This window comes from Acinetobacter sp. AS23 (assembly GCF_023612055.1).
GTDB lineage: Bacteria > Pseudomonadota > Gammaproteobacteria > Pseudomonadales > Moraxellaceae > Acinetobacter > Acinetobacter oleivorans.
Window position 1 is genome coordinate 119,406 of sequence record NZ_CP082274.1, and the last position, 23,571, is coordinate 142,976.

The following is a 23,571-nucleotide window of genomic DNA, read 5'->3' on the forward strand; positions in this document are numbered from 1 at the left end:
ATCGCCCATCTCTTTGATGAGCGGGGCAGACATTCAACTTAGCATATTTAGGTGAAACTTCTTGTAGTGTTTTACTATGCTAAGTTTCTAAATTTATTAACATTCATTCAAGATTTCTCCTGCTTTTTGCAATGTCTCATCATTTTTAGCAAAGCAGAAGCGAATTAGGCGTAAAGATTCTGGCGCTTGCTGGTAGAAAACCGAAACAGGAATAGCCACAATTTTATGTTGCTCCGCAAGAAACTGGCACATTTCTACATCGTTTAAGTCAGGTCTAATCTGACTGTAATCAAGATTTTGGAAATAGGTACCTTGAGATGGTTTTAGTAAAAAACGGCTATTGTGAATTGCCTGATTAAAACGATCTCGCTTAGTTTGGTAAAACTGCGAAAGCTCTTGAATATGTTCCGGATGTTGCTGCATATATTGCGCTAGGGCAATCTGACAAGGTGTCGTGCCACAGAAATTCGCATATTGGTAAATCTGGCGGAATAAACGCATTAACTCAGGTGAAGCGACGCAATACCCTGTTTTCCAGCCCGTCACATGAAAGGTTTTTCCAAAAGACCCAATCACAAAACTGCGATCTCTGAGCTCTGGAAAATGCAATGCGCTAAAGTGTTGTTGACCATCAAAGACTAAGTGTTCATAGACTTCATCGGATAAAACCACAATGTTTTTATCTTGAATCAGTGCAATAAGCTCTAACCAATCCTGTTTATCCCAGATGGTACCTGTTGGATTGTGAGGCGTATTCACCACAATCATACGGGTTTTGTCATTAATCAAATCTTTAACGTGTTGCCAGTTCACCTTAAAGTCAGGTGCCTCAAGTGCGATATGAACCGCTTTACCGCCAGCTAACTGCACAGAAGGGCCATAACTGTCATAACTTGGGTCAAAAATAATGACTTCATCACCTGCATTAATGCATGCCTGTATGGCACAAAAAATTGCAATGGTTGCACCGGGAGTAATCGTGATTTGCGTTACAGGATCAAGTTGTAGTTGGTCACGCTGCTGAAATTGTAAAGCGAGCTGCTCACGTAAACCGAGAATACCATCGCCAGGTGGATATTGATTATGCCCAGCTAAAGTCGCCTGAGATAAAGCTTCCAGTAAGGCTTGTGGTGCCGGAAAATCTGGAAAGCCTTGTGACAGGTTGAGAGCACCTAAACGATGTGCCATTGCCGTCATGGTACTAAAAATAGTCACGCCTTGAGTGGCCAATTTTGACTGTAGTTGAAGCATATTGTTCTCTTATTAAAAATATTTAAAGTTATAAAATTGATTCAATCACTGCTCGAATTACACCGAGGGTTAAACCAATAAATGCACCGACTACAACGCCATTTACTCGGATCATATGTAGGTCGCCACCGACTTCATTTTCAATTTTTCCGATCATTTCGCGTGAATCCCATTCATGAATGCGTTCACTGACATAGCGTATGATTTTATGGCTATATTGATCTGTAAAAGTCAGCGCAAGTCCTGTCATTTCTTTGTTGAGAACTTCACGTACCTTGGCATTTTGAACAAGGTTTTCACCTAGTTGTTGAATAGCCGCTCTTAGGTTCATTGCAATGCCAGAATCTTCTTTCATTAAATCTTCTTTAATGGCATTACACAAAATCGTAACAGCGCCACTGATGAAATTGAGGACTTGTGGACTATCGAGAAGGGCATCTTTACCGCTGTTGAGACGTTGACTAGCAACGCTGTCTGGTTCTGCCAGCTCAAGCATGAGAGAGTGGGCAATGGTTTCAATTTCTTGTCGCCATGGGTGTTCAGGGTCTGCCAGCATCGACTCTACTTTTTCAACGAGTGAATCGATGGTACGTTGTTGAACATCAATACCAATCCAGCTTGCGCCTTTTGCAAGTGACCAGACACCAAGTGCTTTAAACATTTTTCGGGTTAATTCACGGGTTTTATCTGGGTTTTGTACCACCCATTCATGAGCGATATCGAGTCCACGCTGTAAAACGTCTTGATGGAAATCATTTTCCAATACCGCGCGTAGCATTTCACTTGCGAGTTTATTGACCTCGGTATTACGCACCCATTGCACACTATTGTTTTGCACAAAATTGGCAATTTGATCTTGGCTAACAAACTCAAAAATTTTCGGTACGGTTTGCTGAATGAGCTGCACCACTTGAGTATTGTTTTGTGGGCTTGCTAACCATTGACCAATTGCAAGGCTTAAGTCAGTTTTTTCTAAGCTTCGTTCGACCACTTGAGGCGAAAGAAAATTTTCTTGTACAAAACGGCCCATTGACTCTGCAATGCGAGCTTTGTTGCGCGGAATAATCTCGGTATGGTCGCGTAAAAACTTAGGAATGGGTAACTTACCAAATGGGTTCCGAAACAGAACGGTAATCGCGTACCAGTCGGCTAAACCACCGACTACACCGGCTTCTGCCCCTAACATTAAAATATGAATAAAACCTGTGTACTCTGGCAGAAAACGATCAGCCACCATCAGTGCAATCCACAGCACAACGACAATAATAAGCGCCAGAGTAGCAAAATATTTGCTACGTTTAAGACTGGGCACGTGGTGAACTTCTTCTGCCATGTTCATAAATTTATCCTATTCATTTTTGTTTTACTGGAGGCTCAGGCGGTGGCAACAGCTCTCCTGTCGGACTCAATCCATATTTTTGTCCGATTGATTTCAAGATCAAGGTTGCATCAAAAGCATCCTGTGGAGCCTGCTTTTGATCCCGATAACATTCAATAGTATACGACACTTGAACAGGGTCGATATTGACCACTTGTGGGTAATCATAGAACGGATCATGCCAGAAACCTGGATAGCGACGACCATAACCATATGGGTAAAAGCTTGGAGCTGATGGATAAACCACAGCTTGACGTGGTGGTTTCTGGCTCTGATTGCTTGGATCATTTTGCACTTTAAAAAAGCGGAAACCTTTTTGTATCGTCGTTTGTGCTGATTTCACCAAGGTAATTTCTTCAGCTCTGCCATAACTCATATTTGGGTCGGCTTGAAAACTAATACGGAACGTTTGGGCATTTAGAGGATATGCTGAAAACTGGCCAAGCTGATCAAAGGTTTTTGGTTTACTTGGAGTCGTTGCACACGCAGTTAAAGTTAAGGCAGTGCCTAAGGCTAAACAAAGAGAGAGATATTTCATGATGAACTCCCAGCTGAGCATTAAAAAATAGATGACTCAGCATTAAAAATTAAGAAGTTTTAAAAACTACTGTTCGGTTCTAATAAAAATTCGGTTTCCTCTGGAGTGGAAACACGCCCGAGAATGGTATTTCGATGAGGATAGCGTCCAAAGCGATCAATAATGACTTTATGCTTTTTCTCAAAACTTAAATTAATTTCATTGCCGAGGCGTTGAAAGAGTTTCAAGGCAAACTCATGAATCAGCTTTGATTCACTATGCATAAACGGCATATATAAAAAAGAACGTTGCTCTGGATTAAGCTGTGCATCGAGTTGTAAGCTAATCGTTTCTTGTGCCAAAGCTAATGCCAAACTGTCATAGGCAAAAGATTCGGGTTGATCACGATAAATGTTGCGAGAAAACTGGTCTAGTACAATAATCTCTGCCAAACGGCCTTCCGCTGTTTTTCGCCAAGACCACAGTTCTGCTTGAGTTGCCTGTCGATGAACGTCAGAAAAATTTTCACGGATTTTTTTGTCAAAATCATCACTTTTTGCAAACCAAAGTGAACGGTGTTCAGGAGAAAACCAGAAGTTTAAAATGTCTTGTTCGTTCATGATATTGACAACTCTTTAGCAATTATTCTTCAATAAAATCACAATTCTTTCGTGTCTTAAATAACAAGATTGTGATAAAAATTGCCAAACTGGAATGATGTGAGTATATAAATAGCCGTATCATCTCACGATTTTGTATATAGTGATCTTTAATAAGCGAGCAAATGCATGAGTCAACCCACTACACCCTCTCAATCAGTTATTCCTGCTTGGGTGGATTCGTCGCTACTACAAGGCATGTTACGTGGAATAGAGCGTGAAAGCCTACGTATGCAAAGTAATGGGTTCTTATCACAAGAGTTACATCCAAAGGCATTGGGTTCAGCTTTAACACATCCACAAATTACGACTGATTATTCAGAAGCATTAATGGAGTTTATTACCTCACCTAAGCCAACCATTGGTGAAGCTTTGAATGAGCTCACCGATATTCATGCGGTTGTGCATCGTCATTTAGAAAATGGTGAGAAACTCTGGCCGCTGTCTATGCCATGTATGTTAGATGACAATGAAGAACGGATTCGTCTAGCACAATACGGCACCTCTAATATTGGTCGTTTTAAAACACTATACCGCCGTGGGCTGGGAATTCGATATGGTCGCCGTATGCAGACCATTTCAGGCGTGCATTACAATTTATCTTTTCCAGATACACTTTTTGCCGAGCTACAGGCTCATGAAACTGACGAACAATTAAAATCATTAAGTTTGCAGGATTATCGTAGCCATCGTTATTTTGGTCTTATTCGTAATTTTATCCGTTTAACACCGTTAGTTATGTTTTTAGTGGGCGCTAGCCCAACAGTATGTCGTTGTTTCTTAACTGGACATAAACATCAGTTGTTGCCTTTAATCAAAGGTTCATACTATTTACCGTATGCTACAGCTTTGCGCATGGGACGATTGGGTTATCAAAACTCAGCTCAAAAAAGCTTGGGTATTCATTACAATAATTTGTCTGGCTATCTGGATGGTTTACAAAAAGCCGTTCATTCTCCTTACCCACCATTTAGCCGTTTAGGGTTAAATGATGCCTCTGGTGAGCCGTTGCAAATTAATGATCATGTTTTGCAGATCGAGAACGAATATTACAGTCTCGTACGTCCAAAACAGGTGCCTCAAAAAGGTGAGACGCCGTCTCAAGCTTTGAAAAATCGAGGAGTGGGATATGTTGAGCTACGTGCTGTTGATGTAAACCCATACTCGGCAATTGGCGTTGATGAAACAACGGCAGGCTTTCTTGAAGTGTTAGCACTTTATTGTCTGTTAAGTGATAGCCCAGACTTGTTAGGTCCTGAGCAAGACTTGGTTGAGAAAAATCAGACCGAGGTGGTAAACCGAGGTCGAGCACCGAACGCAACCATTACTGATTTAACAGGGTCATATCACATCGAAGATTGGGCACGTTTATATATTGCAAAAATGCAAGATTGTGCACAGCTACTCGATCAGACCTATGCAACGGACTTGTATGGTTCCGCATTAGCGATCATGCAAGCACGAATTGATGAAGTTGATGAGACTTTATCTGCCCATGTTATTGACGATACGTTAAAACATGGTGGAACTTGGAGTTTTGGTAGCCACATGGCGCAATTACATGCTGAAAGTTATGAAGAGCATGAGCTTAGTGTGGAAACCTTGAAACATTTTGAACAATTGGCTGCACAGTCGTTACAGCAGCAAGAACAACTTGAGCAAGATACTCAGGTCAGTTTTGATCAATATCTTGAACAATATCGATAATAAAACGAGGTTTTACATGCGATTAAGTTACCGTTTGGTGAGTGGACTACTTGTTTTAGCAAGTATTGTCGGCATGTCTTTTGCGTTGTATCTGGAACATGTAAAAGGTTTAGAGCCATGTCCGCTCTGTATTTTTCAACGTGTTGGCTTAATGGCGATGGGTTTTGTGGCGCTCGTCGCTTTTTTGCATAACCCAGTTTCCAACGCGATTAAACGCTTTTATGCATTTTTGGCTGGCATTGCAATTTTATGGTCAGTAGGTGTGGCTGGGCGTCATGTGTGGATACAGCACTTACCAGCAGATCAAGTACCGAGTTGTGGACCGGGTTTAAATTACTTAATTGATGCTTTACCTATGAAAGCAGTTTTGCAAGAAGTGCTTTCTGGTTCAGGTGAGTGTGCAGCTATTGACTGGACCTTTTTAGGTCAGTCTTTACCAGTTTGGTCGTTAGTTTATTTCCTTTTGCTCTTACTGGTCTGTTTATGGCAGTTGTTCCGTTTTTATCCAGTGTTTAAGACTGCTAAAAAGTAAGTTTAAACAGATTAAAAAAAGCTCAATATTATGTTGGGCTTTTTTTATTGTTTTAGAATTGATCAAACTATAAAAAAACAAATTGAAAAAAAGAATAATGATATAGACAGATAGGTCTGTTTTTTATAAAGTGCAGCCGTTTTATATCCTTATGATTATAAAAAATGTTTTTTAATATCTTTAATGTTTTGGAAAAAATAGGGTTAAGTGCACAGAAACGCGCGATTCACGTGCAATTTTCTAATGAATTACTCAATAACCAAGTTTTTTTACAGCGTATCGAAGGCCAACACCAGCTAAATGGGGGAGTTGAAGCTGAGTTAATTTGTCTTTCGACGAGTGCCCAAATTGCATTGAAGCAGTTTATAGGAGTGCAAGTTGCTGTTGATCAGGTCACCGATTCAGGACAATTATTTCGAACTACAGGAATTTTAACGGAAGCTAGTTATGGCCAAAGTGACGGTGCTTTAACGCTTTATAAACTGACCTTAAAAGATGCGACAAATTTATGGCACAAACGCCGTAATAGCCGTGTTTTCATGAATAAAAGTATTATTGAAATCACGGAAATTTTATTTAAAGAGTGGCAAGAAAAAAGTCAGCTTTTTGCGACAAGTTTAAGTCTTGATCTTAGTGGGTTAAGTCAAAACTATGATATTCGACCTTTCACCATGCAGCACAATGAGTCTGACTATGACTTCCTTACACGTTTATGGCGAAGTGAAGGTATTAGTTGGCTCATTGATGAGTCAGAACTTTTTGTTCCGCATTTTACTGCGCCAATACAAGCTCAAAAACTAAGACTCATTGATGAAAATAGCCAGTACCAAGCTTTAGAGCGACGCAGCATTCGTTATCACCGCAGTAGTGCAACAGAATATCAAGATAGCATTACAGGTTTTGTAGCAGTGCGGACTTTGCAGCCGACAGCGGTACATGTGCAGCGTTGGCAACCGGATGCTCTGGCACACGAAGAAGGTGTAGGTTCAGTTATTACTACACACATACATTCAGAGCAGTTTGATTCAGCGAGTTTGAGCCTTGAACAAGCATGGCACATGAGCCCAGCTTGGATGCAAGATTTAAAAGGGGAAGATCAGGCTACCGCTTCAAGTGGTAATCAGCTAGAAAAATTAAATCAGCACTTCACACATATGTACGCAAGTCAGGCCAAATACTTTAAGGCCTATAGTAGTGTCCGTGATAGCCAAGTTGGTTATTGGTTTAATCTACAGGGGCATCCAGAAATTGATCAGCATGAAGGGGCTGACCAAGAGTTCCTCATCATTGCTAAAAATTTCTATAATCAAAATAACCTACCGAAAGATTTGCATCAGCAAGTTAGCCAGTTGTTAACCCAAAGTCGTTGGGATAAACATGGTTATGAAGATATTGAGCGCCAAGGTAATGAGCTGACCTTAATACGCCGTCAAATTAAAACTGCACCTGAATATCATCCAGAACAGCATCGACCAATTGCCTACCCACAAAGAGCGAAAGTCGTGGGGCCAGAGGGAGAGACTATTCATGTCGATGAATGGGGGCGTATCAAAGTACGTTTTCTATTTACCCGTAGTGATGATCATGGACATGACGGTGGTGCAGGGAGTAATGATAACGATACCGACTCGGCTTGGGTTGATGTATTGACTCCTTGGGCAGGTGAAGGCTATGGAGCACGGTTTTTACCACGTATTGGTGAAGTGGTTGTCATAGACTTCTTTGATGGCAATATTGACCGTCCATTTGTGACGGGGCGTATCCATGAAGCGCAGCGTTCGCCAACCAAGTTCGATGTAAAAGGGCAGCTTCCTGATACTAAAAAACTAAGCGGGATTCGCAGTCAGGAAATCAGTGGTAGTGGTTTTAACCAATTACGTTTTGATGATACAACAGGGCAAATCAGTACCCAACTACAAAGTAGTCATGCCGCGACACAGTTGAACTTAGGTAACTTAAGCCATCCGAAAGAACAAGCAACGAGCCAAGGTCGTGGTGAGGGTTTTGAGCTTAGAACAGATGCTTGGGGAGCTGTGCGTGCGGGCAAAGGCATGCTCATTAGTACCTATGCACAAGAGCAGGCAATTGCAGACCATTTAGAAGCTGCACAAGCACAATCTTTACTTTCACAAGGTTATGAAAGCATGAAAATGCTCAGTGAAGTTGCAGCTAAGCAACAAACTGATGCTTTGAATGTGATTAATCGATTACCCAAATTCATCCAGTCCCTTGAGCTAAAAACCACAGGACAGGCATTAAATAGTACGGTAAACCTATTTAAGGAAGGCATTAATAACGACCCTATTCACGCATTAAAAGACTGCGGTGGCTTTATTCAAGACATGGGTGCTCTAGGTGGCAATACAAAAGGTGTTGTAGACGAATTTAATGCTTTCTTTACCGACGCTAAAGATGCGGTAGAGAATTTAAAAGCGTTCATCGAAAATGTTGAAGAACATGGCGCTGACATCGTTAAAGGAAAACTTGCCAGCATTAAAGATCGGATTCATAAAAATCCATTTGAAAGTATTAAAGAGGTCGGAAAAGTCTTAGGGAATGTGGAGACCAAAGACTTTGATTTGATGAGTGTATGTGGAACATTTAGTAAAGGCAGTAAATTAGAAGTATCACCATCAAAAGCGTTGAGTTCTTTGCAAGGCTTTATGGAGGGTTATACCCAAGGTTTAGAAAGTAGTGCAGATACGAAACAACAAGAACAAGGCAAAATCTTTAGACAAGCGCTTATGTTATTAGCATCGCCAAATGGTATTGCTTTAACGACACCTGAAAATATTATTCTGCAAGCTTCACAAGATATTGCTGAGAGTGCTAGCGGTTCAATTAATTTAAGCGCACAGAAAAATATTATTGGGCATGCACAAGACAAAATTAGTTTGTTTGCCGCACAAAAGGGTTTCCGCGCTTATGCAGCAAAAGGAAAGCTCGAACTACAAGCGCAAGATGATGCTATTGAAGCGATTGCCAAGAAGGTCATCAAGCTCATTTCTACAGAAGAAAAAATCGAGCTTACGAGTCCAAAAGAAATTGTACTAACAGCAGGTGGATCACAGCTCAAAATTAATGCGGATGGCGTATTTTCAACAACAGGCGGTAAGTTTGAAAGTAAAGCTGGGCAGCATTTGTTTACGGGTGGGGCTAAGGTTTCTTATGAGGTTCCTGAGTTACCTAGTTCTTTTAATTATAGTAATAGAATTGATTTGTATAAGATTTTTCAATGGAGTGATTTCGAAAATATTAAATATAGCGCACTTTTTGAAAATCAAAGAGTTACGCAAGGGAATTTAGATGATTTAGGAAGAACAGAAAGATTCAAGAGTAGTACCCCTGATAAAATGAAGGTTTTAGTGGGATATAGTGCTGATAAGTGGCATAAAGAAACAGAAGAGTTTGAGGATTTTGATGACTATGAAATCCACAATGATTCTAACTTAAATAATAATTCTAATTAAGGGGAGAGAAAATGAATAAGAAAGGTTTAATTCAGTTTAGGTTTGTTGAATTATTTACTGCTAATAACATACCTAATTTATATCATGTTATTAAGAATGAAAAGGGTGTAACTATTGCTTCTGGAATGACTAATAGTAATGGCTTAACAGTAATGATAAGTAGAGATGTGGGTGATACTCTTTATGTATATTTAAAAAATATTATAACAGGTGATTTGAAAGAAAAAGTTAGGCACACTATTGTTTATAAAAAGGAGATAGTAAGAGTAACATCATCAAAAATACTATTAGATAATATTACCTTAGCAAAATCAACGAATAAACCTGGTAATTATAGATATTTAACGCATAAAGTAAAAAAAGGAGAAAATTTATCTTCAATTTCTCATCGATTTAATTGTAAAATTAGTGAAATTGTAAATTTAAATAAATTAAAAAATCCTGATCATATAGATGTTGGACAAATTATTAAAATTCCATATAAAGGTGCATCGAGTGATACCAAAAAAAATCCTGATAACAATCAATCTAAGCATGAAAATAATAAATCATCTTCTAGTCATAAAGTAAATTCACATGAAAATAATAATAAAAATACTTCAGATAAACCTCAAAAAAGAATAGAGACAAAAGATATAACTGATGAATATACAAAAGAGTCAGGAAAACCAATGAAAGTTGCTACTAATGCAACTTCACCATGTATTTGTAAACAATATAATTTGGCTTGGGGATCTAAAGTTAGTTGTGAATTTAGGAAAAGAGTTATAAAAATAGCACAAAATTTGTGGCCTAATGATTCAGAGAATATGGCAAGTCAATTAATGGCTGTTATGCATTTAGAGTCTGCCGGTACTTTTAGTCCAAAAATTGGAACTTTTGTCAGCAAAAAATTAACAGATGATGCTAAAGGTGGTTATGTTGGTCTTATCCAATTCGGAAAATTTGCTTCAATTGATTTAAAAGTTAAAAGATCTGATTTAGCAAAAATGTCAGCCGTACAACAATTAGATTATGTGGAAAAATACTATAAACTAAACTCTGCTCATACAAAGATTAAAACTCTAACTGGATTATATTTATGGGTGAATTATCCTAAAAATGTCAAAGAAAATCGATTAGAAGATGAAGATATTGTGTATGCGGCACCTAAAGACGCAGAAGTAACTTCTAAAAAATTTTTAGAAAGCCCATATCACCAAAATCCTAGTTTTATGAAAGAGAATGATGAATATAAACGGGATGGCAAAAAAGTTATTAAACAAGGATTTAAAAATGGTTCAACTAAAGTTTGGGAGGTTGAACAAGAAATTAAAAAACATTTAACCGAAGGTATAAAAAGTCAAAATTTAGAGAAAAATTATAATTGTGCATACATAAATCATACTGAGGTAAAAAATACTCAGAAAATTAATTTGGAAAAATTTGCTGAAATTTTAAGAAAGAGAGCTAAAGAAAAAAGTCAACATCAATGTGCAAAATATGTAAGAATTGCATTAGAGGCTGGGGGAGCCGACACTTCAGGACATCCTATCGCAGCATCAGATTGGGGGCCAACTCTTAAAAAAATAGGTTATAAAGAAATACCTGAAGAGTTTAATAAACCTCAATTAGGTGATATTTATATCATCACCAAAACTGATAAGCATCAATATGGCCATATTGCAGGCTATGATGGTAGCCAATGGATTTCTGATTTTAAACAAAAAGGTCATAGAATTTATAGTGATCATGTTAACTACAGATATTTTAGAATGTAATTTGTTAAATAGGAGATTTTAATGAAACTTTTAATTTTAGAAATTTTATGTTTAAGCCTTTTATCTGGTTGCGCTTCCGCAAAAGAAGCTGAATGTTACAATACTTCAAAAGCTCTAATTACAGATTTATACAATAAATTTCCTATTAATAGCGATGAGGTTGTTGAAAATAAAAATAGAAAAACCTTAAGTAATTTTTTTGATAAAAACCTTACAAATTTACTTATAAAAGATCAAGAATGTAGTGCAAGAAATAATGGGGTTTGTAATATTGATTTTAATATTTTAATTCATTCTCAAGATACTCCTAATAAATATAAGATATTACAGGATACGGATAATTTAGTAACAGTGAAAGTTGAATATCATCAATACTCGGAATTTATTAACTTTGTTATTAATAAAGAGTCTTCTTGTAAAAAAATAGAAAATATAAAATATGATGATGGAAGTGATTTAATTAAAATGCTGCGGAAATAACATGAAATATTCAATATTGTTCTTAATTTTACTATTTGCTAATCATACAATTGCAAATACAGAAATATGGAATGGTACATATCACTATTATAGTTCAGAGGAGCTACCTAGTGGAAATGTTGCGACGATAGAGTCAACTTTAACATTAGCACCAAAAAAATGTGTGTACTCTATTATAGGCTTTCAGGTTGATAAATCCTATATGTGCAAAGTAAAAGAGAAAAATAACGAGCTATATTTCTTTAATGTTCAAAGTGGTGAAAAGTTAGGAAAAGTAGTCTTTAAGAAAGGAAAATACTATCTTTATTCTGATGAAGTTTTAGATAGTAAAGACAACTTATTTTTTAAAGATAAATAATAGTTATAGAGCCCTTTTTAAAATATTTTCAGATTCTGTAAAAAAGCCCAACTTAAGTTGGGATTTTTTTACGTCTCTACAATTCCTTCTAAATCTTCGAGCGTATAGTTCGGCATATCAATAATATGAGTTTGAATACCTTCTTGCACATAATCATTAACATTAGGGTAGAGCCAGCGAGTAATCTGTTCCGCAACACTCGAGTGATACTGAATTTCAAAGTGATTTAAGCCATAAAACACGGCTTTATGAGAGTCTGGAACTTTGAGCTGAAAACGTGGATTTGGATGTTCGCCTAGCGCGCTTTTTACACTCACCAAGTAATCGCCAATTACGGTCAACGCTTTGTTGCGTACTTTTTCAAATTCGAGTGTACCTGCCACTAAAAAGGTATTGATATGGGAAGGTAACGGAGCTGGGGCACGGTTATCATCCATCATGCCAATTCGGGCATCCATATATTCCCAGTCGTCATCACGAACGCTACCGTGGCGTAAGTCTAAAATGCCATTACTACGAATATTAACCAGTTGACCGAGTAAACCCACAAAAGGGAAGGCCCCGAGCTTATCTTGTATAGTAAAACCAAAACGCTCCAACACTGCACCATGATGTGGAGAGCCAATGCAGACTAGATTCTCGACCATATGAATCCATTGATACATGTTTTGTTTGCCATAAAACAAGGCACTGCGAGAAACTAGTCCGCCCATACTATGACCAATGATATCAATACTGGTAATTCTTGGATTACGCTGTACCAAGTCTTCTAATAAATTTGAAAAACTGCGCCCATTGGCTGAAATACGTCGACCTGTATTGTAGTTTAAATACAGCATCGTGTTATGGTCGCGCTGTGCTAACAGGCGCTCCCCAATACCGCCATAATGTGCATTTGACCAACTAAGATGATTCATACACAAACCATGAACCAAAATTACAATACGTCCTGCAAGTTCCCCTTGTTGTATTGCACCGTAGTGATCGTATAGGACCATTGGTAAAGCGAGAGGGCTATGTTGTTTAAGTAGATAATCCCCAAAAATCCCATTCAAAATTCCGACTAAAAAATGTAAGCTCGGGGTGAGTGGTTTTTCGTGAAGTGTGGGATATTTTTCAATAATGTGACGTAAGCTTGGCGCTAAAAAGTGGCTACCATATTTTTGTAATGCACCATAAGAAAATTGATATGCCTTTTGCACAAATGGTCGTTTTTGAAAGTTTTTAGCATTTTGTGTGCTCACACCAAAAGCATTTTTTAATACTTCAATATTAATAACTTGTATTAATTCATGTACACCATTTAAGCTGGTACTGAACAGTTGAGCTAAACCTTCTAGTACGTCTGCCTGACTCGGTGGCGTACGATCCCATTTACAATAAGTTTCATGTAGTGGTGTTAAGCTCGGCATATCTTTTCCCCATATACGTTATAACCGACGTTTTAAGCTGTACTTTTTATCAACGGCAGTAAACGTTTCCATCTTAGTAGTTTAAATAACACATGTTTTTAAAATACTGATGAATGGTTAGTTGAGTGGTTTTTCTTGTCTGACAATAGTGTTTTTATATACAAACTGAGAACAAAAATGTGAGTTTATTCTCAATTTAGAGGGAAATATATGAATATTATCTACCTCCATGGCTTTAATAGTAGCTCTTCTTCAATTAAAGGGCTAAGCCTGAAGCAGTATTGTAGCGAATTAGGCATAAATGTGCATTTGCCAGACCTAAACAGATCTCCTAATCTAGTGGTAGAGCAAGTTTCAGCGCTGATTGAATCGTTGCAAGACGTGGCTTTAGTTGGTAGTAGTCTCGGCGGATTTTTTGCGACATATTTTGTCGCGAAATATAATATTCCGGCTGTACTGATTAACCCTGCTATGCAACCATGGAAGTTGTTTGATGAGTTATTCCAAGTTGAAAGCATGCCCTATGTGGTGAATGATCAATGGTCAATTGACCATATTCAGTTGCGACAATTACAACACTTGGAACTGAAACAACCTGAAAATGCTGACAAAATACTCGTCTTGTTGCAACAAGGCGACGAAATTTTGGATTATCGTCAAGCACAACGCTATTATAGTGCTGCAACGCCATCCTCATTGATTTTGACGGATGCTCATGGCAATCATGCTATGGAAGATTTTGAAGAAAAATTACCGTTAGTGATCGAATTCTTTGCGCACACCATCAAATAAGGAAAACGTACAACGTGACACAATATACGGCTCAATCGCTTGAAGTCCTTTCTGGTTTAGACCCTGTTCGTCGTCGTCCAGGGATGTATACCGATACGACTCGACCTAACCATTTAGCCCAAGAAGTTATTGATAATGCTGTTGATGAAGCATTAGCTGGTCATGCCGACAAAATCTGTGTCACGGTTTATAAAGATGGTTCATTGTCTGTTGAAGATAACGGCCGTGGTATGCCAGTGGATATGCACCCTGAATATGGCCAAAGTGGTATCGAAATCATTCTGACTAAGCTGCATGCTGGTGGTAAATTCAGTACTGATAACTATCAGTTTTCAGGTGGTTTACATGGTGTGGGTATTTCCGTTGTAAATGCTTTATCAACACGTGTTGAGGTCGAAGTTCAACGTCAGGGTAACCTATATCAAATGGCCTTTGAGCAAGGTGAACCCGTAGCACCTTTAGCTGTTCTCGAAGGTAAAGCTCCAAAACGCGCGACAGGTACAACGGTACATTTTTGGCCAGAAGCGAAATATTTTGATAGTCCAAAATTTGCGTTAAAAGCACTTAAACACAATTTAAAAGCCAAAGCTGTTTTAGCGGCTGGTTTAAAAATTATCTATATCGATCAAATTAACGATGAAAAAATCGAATGGCAGTTTGAAAATGGCCTTGTCGATTATTTGATGGATGAGTTGCAAGACCGCGAAATTTTGCCAAATCCCGCTTTTGTGAGTAATGGTCAGGCAGACCGTGCGGCGTGTGAATTTGCGATTTGCTGGAATGTGGAAGGCGGTGAGCAGGTTCAAGAAAGTTACGTCAACCTGATTCCAACCGCACAAGGCGGTACTCATGTGAATGGTTTACGTTCAGGAGTGACTGAAGCGTTACGAGAGTTCTGTGAGTTACGTAATTTATTACCGCGTAATCTTAAACTTTCGGCAGAAGATGTTTGGGATGGCGTGAACTATATCTTGTCGCTCAAGTTCCAAGAACCGCAGTTTTCAGGTCAAACCAAAGAGCGTCTTTCTAGTCGGGAAGCATCCAATATTGTTTTAAATATTGCTAAAGATGCTTTCGCACTCTGGCTAAATCAGCATGCTGAAATTGCTATGCAATTGGCAGAAATGGCGATTTCTAAAGCTGGTCGTCGTTTAAAAGCAGCAAAGAAAGTCGAGCGTAAAAAAATTGTTTCCGGCCCTGCATTGCCGGGTAAATTGGCAGATTGTGTTGGTCAAACACGTGAGGACAGTGAGTTATTTATTGTCGAGGGTGACTCTGCTGGCGGTAGTGCCAAGCAAGCGCGCGATAAAAACTTTCAGGCAATCATGCCAATTCGTGGAAAAATCTTAAATACGTGGGAAGTTTCTTCAGATGAAGTACTCGCTTCTCAAGAGGTTCACGACATTGCGATTGCGATTGGTGTAGACCCTGGCAGTGATGATTTATCAGAGCTGCGTTATGGCAAAATCTGTATTTTGGCCGATGCGGACTCGGACGGTTTACACATTGCGACGTTGCTTTGTGCTTTATTCGTAAAACATTTCCCAACATTGGTTGAAGAAGGGCATTTGTATGTGGCAATGCCACCCTTATTCCGTATCGATATTGGTAAAGATGTCCATTACGCACTTGATGATGATGAACTTGAAACTATTTTGAAAAATATCAAAGGTAATCGTAATCCGCAAATTACCCGATTCAAAGGATTGGGTGAGATGAACGCGATTCAGCTACGTGAAACGACCATGGATCCAAACACGCGTCGTTTAGTTCAGCTCGATCTAGATGATGCTCATTTTACAGCTGGTTTACTCGATAAATTGCTTGCGAAAAAACGCTCGGCAGATCGTAAGCAGTGGCTTGAGCAGAAGGGTAACCTAGCTGATATCACTGTTTAAAATAGAATTAAAAAAATCCCCGCTCAATAGGCGGGGATTTTTTTATGTAAAACTAAGTTATTGGAAATCACCACAACGGTTTTTGCCATAAAATTAAAATAGACAGATCTGTATATTCTAATTTAGGTCGTAATTTTTATAGTCTGTGGAAATTGAAAAATATCACAATTCGCTCCACCTCCAATTCGATCTACCACTGCAAAATCACTTGGTGCCTCAAAGGTAAGCAAAGGATGATGCCATGTGCCTGCCCGATAATTGATACTTTGCTTCCCATTTGAAACAAATGCACATAGCTTTGAAATGTCGGGAGTATTCTCGTCTAAAGCGGGCGCGACAATAATTAAAAACTTTTGTTGCTGTAATGGAATAAATGCCTGAGACCCCTTGGGATGGCGCTCTAGCATTGAAATTTCCAGAGGTAGTACACTGGCCTTAATATTACGGAAAATACTAATTCCTGCCTTTGCTTCCCCTTCAATTTCAGTTTCAACGAGCGCATGGTAGCGCTCGGTGTGGGCATCGTTAATATGAAAAAAGTCATGCCCGTCGCAACAGATGACCTCTCCGAAGGACTGAAAGTTTTCAATTGTTAAAGGCTGAATTTGAACATTCTTCATGATCATGGCTTGGCAATTTTTCCCCATAAACGAACACGACTAATACCACCGTCTGGAATCATGTTAATGCGAATATGAGAGATTTTTCCATGCTGTAAAATCTCATTCACATATTCATGAATATGGTCCATTTGCATCGGTTGAGCTTCAAGTAAATAAGACCAGAACATACTTTGTGGAATCAGCTGTGCATCGGTAGCATTTTCAAGGTAAACCGCTTGAATGGATACTTGGGCAGGGAAGTTCCCTTTAAAGTGAGCCGTATCAATTTCAAGTTTCTCAATTTTTCCGCTTTTACCTAACGAAAGAATACACCAGTCATAACCCGGAGCTCGGCGGCGTTTGGTTTCCCATCCATCGCCCATGTTGACGCCACGACCGGGGTTAATCAAATTACGCGGATGTCCAAAGTGCGCATCGCTATAGGCAACTACGCGGCCACCATTTTCAAGGGCTAATAAATCAAGAGTTTGCTCGCTATCAGTCACCTGAATATGAACGTCTCCATAGACACGTAAACGGGCAATACCACCATCTGGGAAAATATTGAGGCGTATATGAGTGAAAAGTGCATCATTATTGACCATAAAAATATGATGCTGGCTTGGGCCGAGTTCCGTATTTCCTAAAAGACTCTCCCATTTTGCCCCTGTAAGGTCACCATTTGGTGCATAACATGCTTCTAATGATGCAGATGCAGGATAATTTCCTGTAAAAAAGCTGGTATCAATATCAAGTGCACTGATTTTTCCAGTCACACCAAGTTTCACAATGCACCAGTCATAACCTGCGTGACGTTTACGACGCGTTTCCCAACCGTCCATCCATTTGCCGTTATCATCAAATTTATCTTCAACAAAAATAGGTGCATCAAATTGCAGCATACGCTTTGCTTCTGCAAAGAAATCATCTGAACACTCAATGACTTGTGCACCAATTCGGGCATCAGCCAAATTGGTTTTCGTATTCAAAATTTCAGGAAGTTCAAATGCTGGGGCGTGCAATGTTGCCATAGTGGATTATCCGTATTTCTTGTTAAAAACATGATTTTTCATTTAAAACTGCGCCAACACGGAGCGTGCTGAGACGAGTTTTACACCTAAATATATAAGCATGGTGCATGCCAGTTTTGTGGAAAAGCTAAATAAATTTTGAAGGATGGCATGTTTTTAGCATAAGCACTCTATAGGTGAATATCTATAGGAGCGTGTTATGAATGTGGTGATTATTGGTGCGGGAATGGGAGGTCTAACCACAGGCATTGCATTAAAAAAATTTGGTCACCAAGTTCGTATTTTTGAGCAAACTGAAAAGATTCTTCCAGTTGGTGCTGCAATTTCGCTGTGGTCGAATGGTGTGAAATGTCTAAACTATCTGGGATTAACTGACAAAATCGCCAAACTTGGTGGACAAATGGATGATTTAGCCTATGTGGATGGTTTAACTGGAGATGTGATGACACAATTCAGTTTACTACCATTAATTGAAGAAGTAGGCCAAAGACCTTATCCAGTTGCACGTGCCGATTTACAAAATATGCTGATGGATGAGTTTGGCAGAGATCAGATTCATTTAGGCAAAAAAATGGTCAGCCTTGAAAATAAAGCTGATTATGTCGAGGTGCATTTTGCAGATGGCAGCTCAACGCAGGCTGATCTATTAATTGGGGCTGACGGTACCCACTCACATACACGGACCTATGTGTTGGGCCAACAAGTACAGCGCCGTTATGCGGGTTATGTGAACTGGAATGGCTTGGTTGAAATATCTGAAGATTTAGCTCCAGCTCAGCAATGGACGACTTATGTGGGGGAAGGCAAGCGAGCTTCTTTAATGCCAGTTGCAGATGGCAAGTTCTATTTCTTTTTAGATGTGCCTTTGCCAGCAGGTTTAGACAATAATCGAGATGACTATAAAAAACTTTTAAAACAATATTTTGCGGATTGGTGTTTGCCAGTACAGCAACTCATTGAGCGCTTAGACCCGCAAAAGACCAATCGGGTAGAAATCCATGACATTGAACCGTTTACTCAGTTTTATAAAGGTCGTGTAGTGATTTTAGGTGATGCTGCACACAGCACGACACCTGATATTGGTCAAGGCGGTTGCCAAGCAATGGAAGATGCGATTTATTTAGCGCGTTCTCTGCAAATTAACACTTTAGGTGTCGAAGATGCTTTACGTCGCTATCAAAACAAGCGCAATGAACGTGCAAATGAGTTGGTACTTCGTGCGCGTAAACGCTGTGACGTGACTCATATGAAAGATGAAAGCGTTACACAAGCGTGGTATGCAGAATTACGCCGTGAACAAGGCGGACATATTATGCAGGGGATTATTAGCAATATTGTGGGTAATCCACTCGATTAAAACAAAAACAGCAAGGAATTATCCTTGCTGCTTAATCTTCTAAATCACAATTTTAGAAGTGGTATTTAACCAAAGCACTAACGTTATTTTCGTCTGCACCTTTAATACCGAATTTGTTATTCCACACAGAATGCTCAATACCGAGGTATAGGCGTGTGTCAGGAGAAATGTGTTTACCTACATTCCATTTCCATTGTGTTGTCCAGTTCAACTCGCTGGCATGGTCGCCTTCAGCAGTTGACCAGTCAAGGAAACCATCTACCAAGAAATCTTCAGATCCTAATTTTAATGGAACACCGTAAACGAATGTCATTTGATAATCGTCGTCAGTTTTCTCATTATTCGCGCGGTAGAAGTTTAAATTCGCATATTGGAAATATGGGATATCTAAGTCAACTGCAAAACCATAAAGGAAGTTGTCGAAGTTATTGCCGTTTTCACTGTTACTTTCCCAAGTGGTACTAATTAACACATCTTTAATTGGACCATACGCCAGTTTTTTACCAGACACTTCGCCTAAGCTTAAACGTGGTGATAACTCAAAGTAAGTACTCTTGTGGTCATCTTCACCGCGCATACGGTCCATGAAGAAAAATACATCAGCGTATTTAACTTTCGCAGCATATTCCAAAGTAATCGTGGTTTCTTTGTCATCTACAACTTCATAGTTTTCACCATAAAGTCCCGTCACACTAAAATCTTGCCAGATTGGTTTTGCCTGAACCATGGCAGTTGCAGATAACAAGGCACAAGTCGCCGCAAGTTGCTTTAATTGCATTTAAATGATCTCCCCCCAAATAAAGCACGCTAAGGATACAGGGTCTTAAGCAAAAATGAAGCCAAATTTGATCAACGGTTAAAAAAAAGCCCACCGAAGTGGGGCGCTAAAAACTAAATCTTTAATGAGTATTTCTTGTGTTTATTGTTTGGCTTAAATGTGGGGTACGCGAGCCGCGAAATGAGGGTAAATGATTAAATAATAAATTCAACAAGATAGCAAAGATACATGTTGAACTAATGCCCGAATGGAACAAAGTTTGTACCCAAACTGGAAAATGAGCATAAAACTCATGGTTAATAATTGGGATCATCCCTGCTGATAAAGCAGTCGCGACAATAATCAAATTTTTCTGATCGTTATAATCTATTTTTGCCAAAGTGCGAATTCCACTCGCTGCAACCGACCCAAACAAGACCAAACCTGCACCACCAAGTACGGGCATTGGAATCGCGGCAATCAAACGACCCATAATGGGGAGTAGGCCCAAAATAATGAGAATGACACCACCTGCTGCGACTACAAATCGGCTTTTGATGCCTGTAATGGCAACTAACCCAACATTTTGGGCAAAAGCGCTTTGCATGAACGAACCAAAAATAGGCGCAAAAGCACTCGAGAACATATCAGCACGTACACCATTGGCGATCCGTTTCGAATCGACTTCAGTTCCTACAATGTCTCCGACAGCAATAATATCGGCTGTGGTTTCCGTCATAATCACTAAGGTAACGATCAACATCGATAAGATTGCACTAAGCTCGAAAGTCGGCAAACCAAATGCAAATAAGTGTGGGAATTGGAGCCATGCGCCTGAACTGACCTGACTAAAATCACCAAAACCCATAAAGTAGGCGAGGGTGGTACCAGCAACAATAGCCAACAAAATTGATAGGCGGCGAATGCTTGCTTGCGGCAGCATATTTAGAACAATCACAATACCTAAGGTCAGTAAGGCTAAAGAGATATTTTCTACGCTACCCCAGTCAGGTGCTTTGTTGTTGCCACCCATTATCCAGCGAATCGCAACGGGTAACAGCGATAGCCCAATAATCGTGATGACGCATCCAGTCACAACGGGTGGGAAAAACCGAATAATTTTTGAAAAGTAAGGCGCAAGACATAGTCCAATCAGAGATGCGACAATCACCGCACCATACACAGCAGGTAAGCCGCCACCAGTGGTGATAATGGCTACCATGGTAGCCACGCCCGCAAAAGATACACCCTGAACTAAAGGTAATTTTGCACCTAGATATTTCGTTCCAATTGTCTGAATCAGTGTTGCCAATCCCCCGACAAACAGGGCAGCTGCAATGAGTATTCCGACTTGTGCTGAGCTTAAGCCAGCTGCTGTTCCAATAATGAGTGGCGGGGCTACAATACCACCATACATGGTCAGCACATGCTGTAAGCCGTAAGCAAAACTTTTGGAAATTCCTAAATATTCATGCTCTGGAGAAATCGCATTTTTTTGCTGATGATTCATATTTTTCTCCTATTTATATTTGAATTAACTACCGCGATAAGTGGAGTAAGCAAACGGGCTGATCAGTAATGGAATGTGATAATGCTGATTGATGTCTTCTACAAAAAATTGAATACAAACACGTGGGAAAAAAGTTTTTATTTGCTGAGATGAAAAATAAGGTGCAATTTCAAATTCAAGTTGATAAGCACCTTTTGCAAAGTCTGTTATTCCGAAATCAGCCACTCGACCGTCTGGATTAGTGGTTGCGGTTGCAATCAGCTCGTGGGTTTCTGCATGAAACAACTTCACTTCTACGTGTGCAGCTGGTTTGCCTAAATTCGTATCTAAAATATGAGTGCTGATCATGCTTGTATTTCCTGAGATAGACGTAATAGAGCAATCGCTGAGAGTTGCTCATGTACAATTACTTTTTCGATAGCTAAGTCATGTTGTAAACGTTCGTGTAGCTTTTTTAAAATCTCATCGCTACTGAGGCCCGCTGCTTTAATTAAAAAAATAAAGCCAAACTTTTGTTCATAATCGAGGTTGCCTTGTAGCAGCGCTTGTTGCGTTTGTTCATCTAAAGAAATGCCAGCTTGTTCCTGATTTGAAAAATGTTGCTCTTTTGCATTGAGTTGTTTTTTTGCTTGTCGTTCACCAATTTTTGGGTGGGTTGCTAAAGCAGTTTCAATGTCTTGCCATGACCACATTTGACTTAAATTTTCTGCATGCTCTAAAAGAGATACTTTTGATGAATAGGGACGTCCTGAGATGATTTTCTCGGCCCATGCTGGAATGTGGACACAGTTTTTTAACAAAGTCTTGAGTTGTTCGGGTGGGGCTTGATTAAACTCGGCTAAAAACACTGTTATTCCTAAACTCGTTGTCGTGATATAGAGTTTTAGCAATAACAGTGCCAAGAGGCGTTCATGATTCGCTTATGAATTTGGAAAATTAAAAAATCAATTATTTAGTTATGTGATTTTTATACCAATGTTCAGCAATGTCTTGACGACTACATATCCAGACTCGATCGTGCATTTGAATATAGTCGAGAAACTTTTGTAGTGCTTTAAAACGTCCTGGACGCCCTAAAATACGGCAGTGCATTCCAATCGACATCATTTTTGGTGCATTTTCCCCCTCTGCATACAGCACATCAAAACTATCTTTTAAATATTGAAAAAATTGTTCTGAACTATTAAATCCACCCGGTGAGCAGAATTTCATATCGTTACATTCCAAAGTATACGGAATAATCAGATGAGGGCGTGATGCACCCGCAGCATTGGTGAGAGTCGTCCAAAAAGGCAGATCATCGCCATAATAATCAGAGTCGTATTGAATTTGCGGGAATTCTGCAAGTAATTGACGTGTATTAGGGCTATCACGTCCAGTGTACCAACCTATCACTTTATTTCCAAACAAGTTTTCTAAAACAGATAGAGCTTGTTCTATATGCTGTTTTTCTAACTCAATATCAGTATCTTGATAGTGAAGCCAACGGTAACCATGAGAAACCACATCATAATCAGCTTGCTTAATCGCCTCTACAATAGAAGGATTGCGTACGAGTGCCATTGCAACCCCAAAAATGGTCATTGGAAGTTTGCGCTTTTGGAATTCATTATGAATGCGCCAAAAACCAGCACGTGAACCATATTCGTACATCGAGTCCATCGACATATGTTTCGCTGGGTAACTTGCAGCGCCAATAATCTCCGATAAAAACTGTTCTGAGCCTTCATCGCCGTGCTCAATGTGTTTTTCGCCACCTTCTTCATAATTAAGAACAAATTGCACTGCAATCTTGGCATTGTTAGGCCATTTAACCTGTGGAGGCTGTCCGTGATAACCGATCAAATCACGTGAATAAGGAGACTTTTGAATTTGCTCAATGAGCTCGGCTCCAGATAGATAAGATTTGGTCACGATTGCTCTCCTTTTGTTCAATTTTTCATAAAAATTTAAAAAATCAGCTTGCATATTTTTATAGATGGACTGATATTGAAGATATGAAGATCTTCAAAATAAATTAAAACCAGTACGTTTAAGTCAGGAGATAACAAACCATTACACCATCAAAATGTACAATTGAAGTCAGTTCATGCATGCTTA

The 23,571-nt window shown here is 39.3% G+C and carries 21 protein-coding genes; 9 read left to right on the plus strand and 12 right to left on the minus strand.

All coding sequences use genetic code 11. The features are described 5' to 3' along the window. Positions 1-96: 96 nt before the first annotated feature. From K6I41_RS00550 to K6I41_RS00565, 4 genes are read right to left on the minus strand one after another with little or no spacing between them, the layout of a single operon-like run. Positions 97-1,251 carry a pyridoxal phosphate-dependent aminotransferase gene (locus K6I41_RS00550; protein WP_250375012.1) on the minus strand — a complete coding sequence of 385 codons (1,155 nt, stop codon included), beginning with the start codon at positions 1,249-1,251 and terminating at the stop codon, positions 97-99. 28 nt (positions 1,252-1,279) lie between these two features. Further along, positions 1,280-2,590: a DUF445 domain-containing protein gene (locus K6I41_RS00555; protein WP_250375013.1), complete on the minus strand. Its 1,311-nt coding sequence runs from the start codon at positions 2,588-2,590 to the stop codon at positions 1,280-1,282. 13 nt (positions 2,591-2,603) lie between these two features. Next, entirely contained in the window at positions 2,604-3,167 is a 564-nt protein-coding gene (locus K6I41_RS00560; protein ID WP_005300533.1) for a CC0125/CC1285 family lipoprotein, read from the minus strand. A gap of 59 nt (positions 3,168-3,226) precedes the next feature. Continuing rightward, a complete protein-coding gene (locus K6I41_RS00565) occupies positions 3,227-3,766 on the minus strand; it encodes a DUF924 family protein (protein ID WP_005300536.1) in 540 nt (179 codons plus the stop codon). Between the two features lie 168 nt (positions 3,767-3,934). Between K6I41_RS00565 and gshA the strand changes: the two genes are divergently transcribed. From gshA to K6I41_RS00595, 6 genes are all read left to right on the plus strand, one after another. After that, positions 3,935-5,512 carry a glutamate--cysteine ligase gene (gene gshA, locus K6I41_RS00570; RefSeq protein ID WP_151767078.1) on the plus strand — a complete coding sequence of 526 codons (1,578 nt, stop codon included), beginning with the start codon at positions 3,935-3,937 and terminating at the stop codon, positions 5,510-5,512. 16 nt (positions 5,513-5,528) lie between these two features. Next, positions 5,529-6,044, plus strand: coding sequence for a disulfide bond formation protein B (locus tag K6I41_RS00575; RefSeq protein ID WP_004790111.1), 516 nt, complete (start codon positions 5,529-5,531; stop codon positions 6,042-6,044). A 164-nt stretch (positions 6,045-6,208) separates the two neighbouring features. Further along, on the plus strand, positions 6,209-9,514 hold the full coding sequence (locus K6I41_RS00580) for a type VI secretion system Vgr family protein (protein ID WP_250375014.1): 3,306 nt from the start codon (positions 6,209-6,211) through the stop codon (positions 9,512-9,514). An 11-nt stretch (positions 9,515-9,525) separates the two neighbouring features. Further along, positions 9,526-11,274 (plus strand): LysM peptidoglycan-binding domain-containing protein, encoded by a 1,749-nt coding sequence (locus K6I41_RS00585; protein ID WP_250375015.1) that lies wholly within the window; start codon positions 9,526-9,528, stop codon positions 11,272-11,274. A gap of 21 nt (positions 11,275-11,295) precedes the next feature. Further along, entirely contained in the window at positions 11,296-11,754 is a 459-nt protein-coding gene (locus K6I41_RS00590) for a hypothetical protein (protein WP_250375016.1), read from the plus strand. Between the two features lies 1 nt (position 11,755). Further along, the gene (locus K6I41_RS00595) at positions 11,756-12,112 is read left to right on the plus strand and encodes a DUF5991 domain-containing protein (protein ID WP_250375017.1); all 357 of its coding nucleotides are present in this window, start codon (positions 11,756-11,758) and stop codon (positions 12,110-12,112) included. Between the two features lie 68 nt (positions 12,113-12,180). On the opposite strand, the gene K6I41_RS00600 is transcribed toward K6I41_RS00595, so the two are convergent. Beyond that, positions 12,181-13,524 carry an alpha/beta fold hydrolase gene (locus K6I41_RS00600; protein ID WP_005300558.1) on the minus strand — a complete coding sequence of 448 codons (1,344 nt, stop codon included), beginning with the start codon at positions 13,522-13,524 and terminating at the stop codon, positions 12,181-12,183. A gap of 210 nt (positions 13,525-13,734) precedes the next feature. Between K6I41_RS00600 and K6I41_RS00605 the strand changes: the two genes are divergently transcribed. Beyond that, a complete protein-coding gene (locus K6I41_RS00605; protein ID WP_005300561.1) occupies positions 13,735-14,316 on the plus strand; it encodes a YqiA/YcfP family alpha/beta fold hydrolase in 582 nt (193 codons plus the stop codon). Positions 14,317-14,330: 14 nt separating this feature from the next. After that, a complete protein-coding gene (parE, locus tag K6I41_RS00610) occupies positions 14,331-16,214 on the plus strand; it encodes a DNA topoisomerase IV subunit B (RefSeq protein WP_250375018.1) in 1,884 nt (627 codons plus the stop codon). A gap of 122 nt (positions 16,215-16,336) precedes the next feature. Here the strand turns inward: parE and K6I41_RS00615 are convergent, their stop codons facing one another. Both K6I41_RS00615 and alc read right to left on the minus strand, forming a co-directional pair. Beyond that, positions 16,337-16,840, minus strand: coding sequence for an ureidoglycolate lyase (locus tag K6I41_RS00615; RefSeq protein ID WP_005300567.1), 504 nt, complete (start codon positions 16,838-16,840; stop codon positions 16,337-16,339). Further along, positions 16,837-17,847, minus strand: coding sequence for an allantoicase (alc, locus tag K6I41_RS00620; RefSeq protein WP_250375019.1), 1,011 nt, complete (start codon positions 17,845-17,847; stop codon positions 16,837-16,839). The genes K6I41_RS00615 and alc overlap by 4 nt, the downstream gene beginning before the upstream one ends. Before the next feature lie 199 nt (positions 17,848-18,046). Between alc and hpxO the strand changes: the two genes are divergently transcribed. Further along, entirely contained in the window at positions 18,047-19,204 is a 1,158-nt protein-coding gene (gene hpxO, locus K6I41_RS00625; RefSeq protein ID WP_250375020.1) for an FAD-dependent urate hydroxylase HpxO, read from the plus strand. Positions 19,205-19,256: 52 nt separating this feature from the next. Here the strand turns inward: hpxO and K6I41_RS00630 are convergent, their stop codons facing one another. The 5 genes from K6I41_RS00630 to puuE form a co-directional block, all read right to left on the minus strand. Next, on the minus strand, positions 19,257-19,982 hold the full coding sequence (locus K6I41_RS00630) for an outer membrane protein OmpK (RefSeq protein ID WP_144732520.1): 726 nt from the start codon (positions 19,980-19,982) through the stop codon (positions 19,257-19,259). Positions 19,983-20,103: 121 nt separating this feature from the next. Beyond that, positions 20,104-21,471 carry a nucleobase:cation symporter-2 family protein gene (locus K6I41_RS00635; protein WP_250375021.1) on the minus strand — a complete coding sequence of 456 codons (1,368 nt, stop codon included), beginning with the start codon at positions 21,469-21,471 and terminating at the stop codon, positions 20,104-20,106. Positions 21,472-21,495: 24 nt separating this feature from the next. Continuing rightward, positions 21,496-21,819: a hydroxyisourate hydrolase gene (gene uraH / locus K6I41_RS00640; protein WP_191900301.1), complete on the minus strand. Its 324-nt coding sequence runs from the start codon at positions 21,817-21,819 to the stop codon at positions 21,496-21,498. Next, entirely contained in the window at positions 21,816-22,319 is a 504-nt protein-coding gene (gene uraD, locus K6I41_RS00645; RefSeq protein ID WP_250375741.1) for a 2-oxo-4-hydroxy-4-carboxy-5-ureidoimidazoline decarboxylase, read from the minus strand. The genes uraH and uraD overlap by 4 nt, the downstream gene beginning before the upstream one ends. A 100-nt stretch (positions 22,320-22,419) precedes the next feature. Beyond that, positions 22,420-23,385, minus strand: coding sequence for an allantoinase PuuE (gene puuE / locus K6I41_RS00650; RefSeq protein WP_250375022.1), 966 nt, complete (start codon positions 23,383-23,385; stop codon positions 22,420-22,422). Positions 23,386-23,571: the final 186 nt, after the last annotated feature.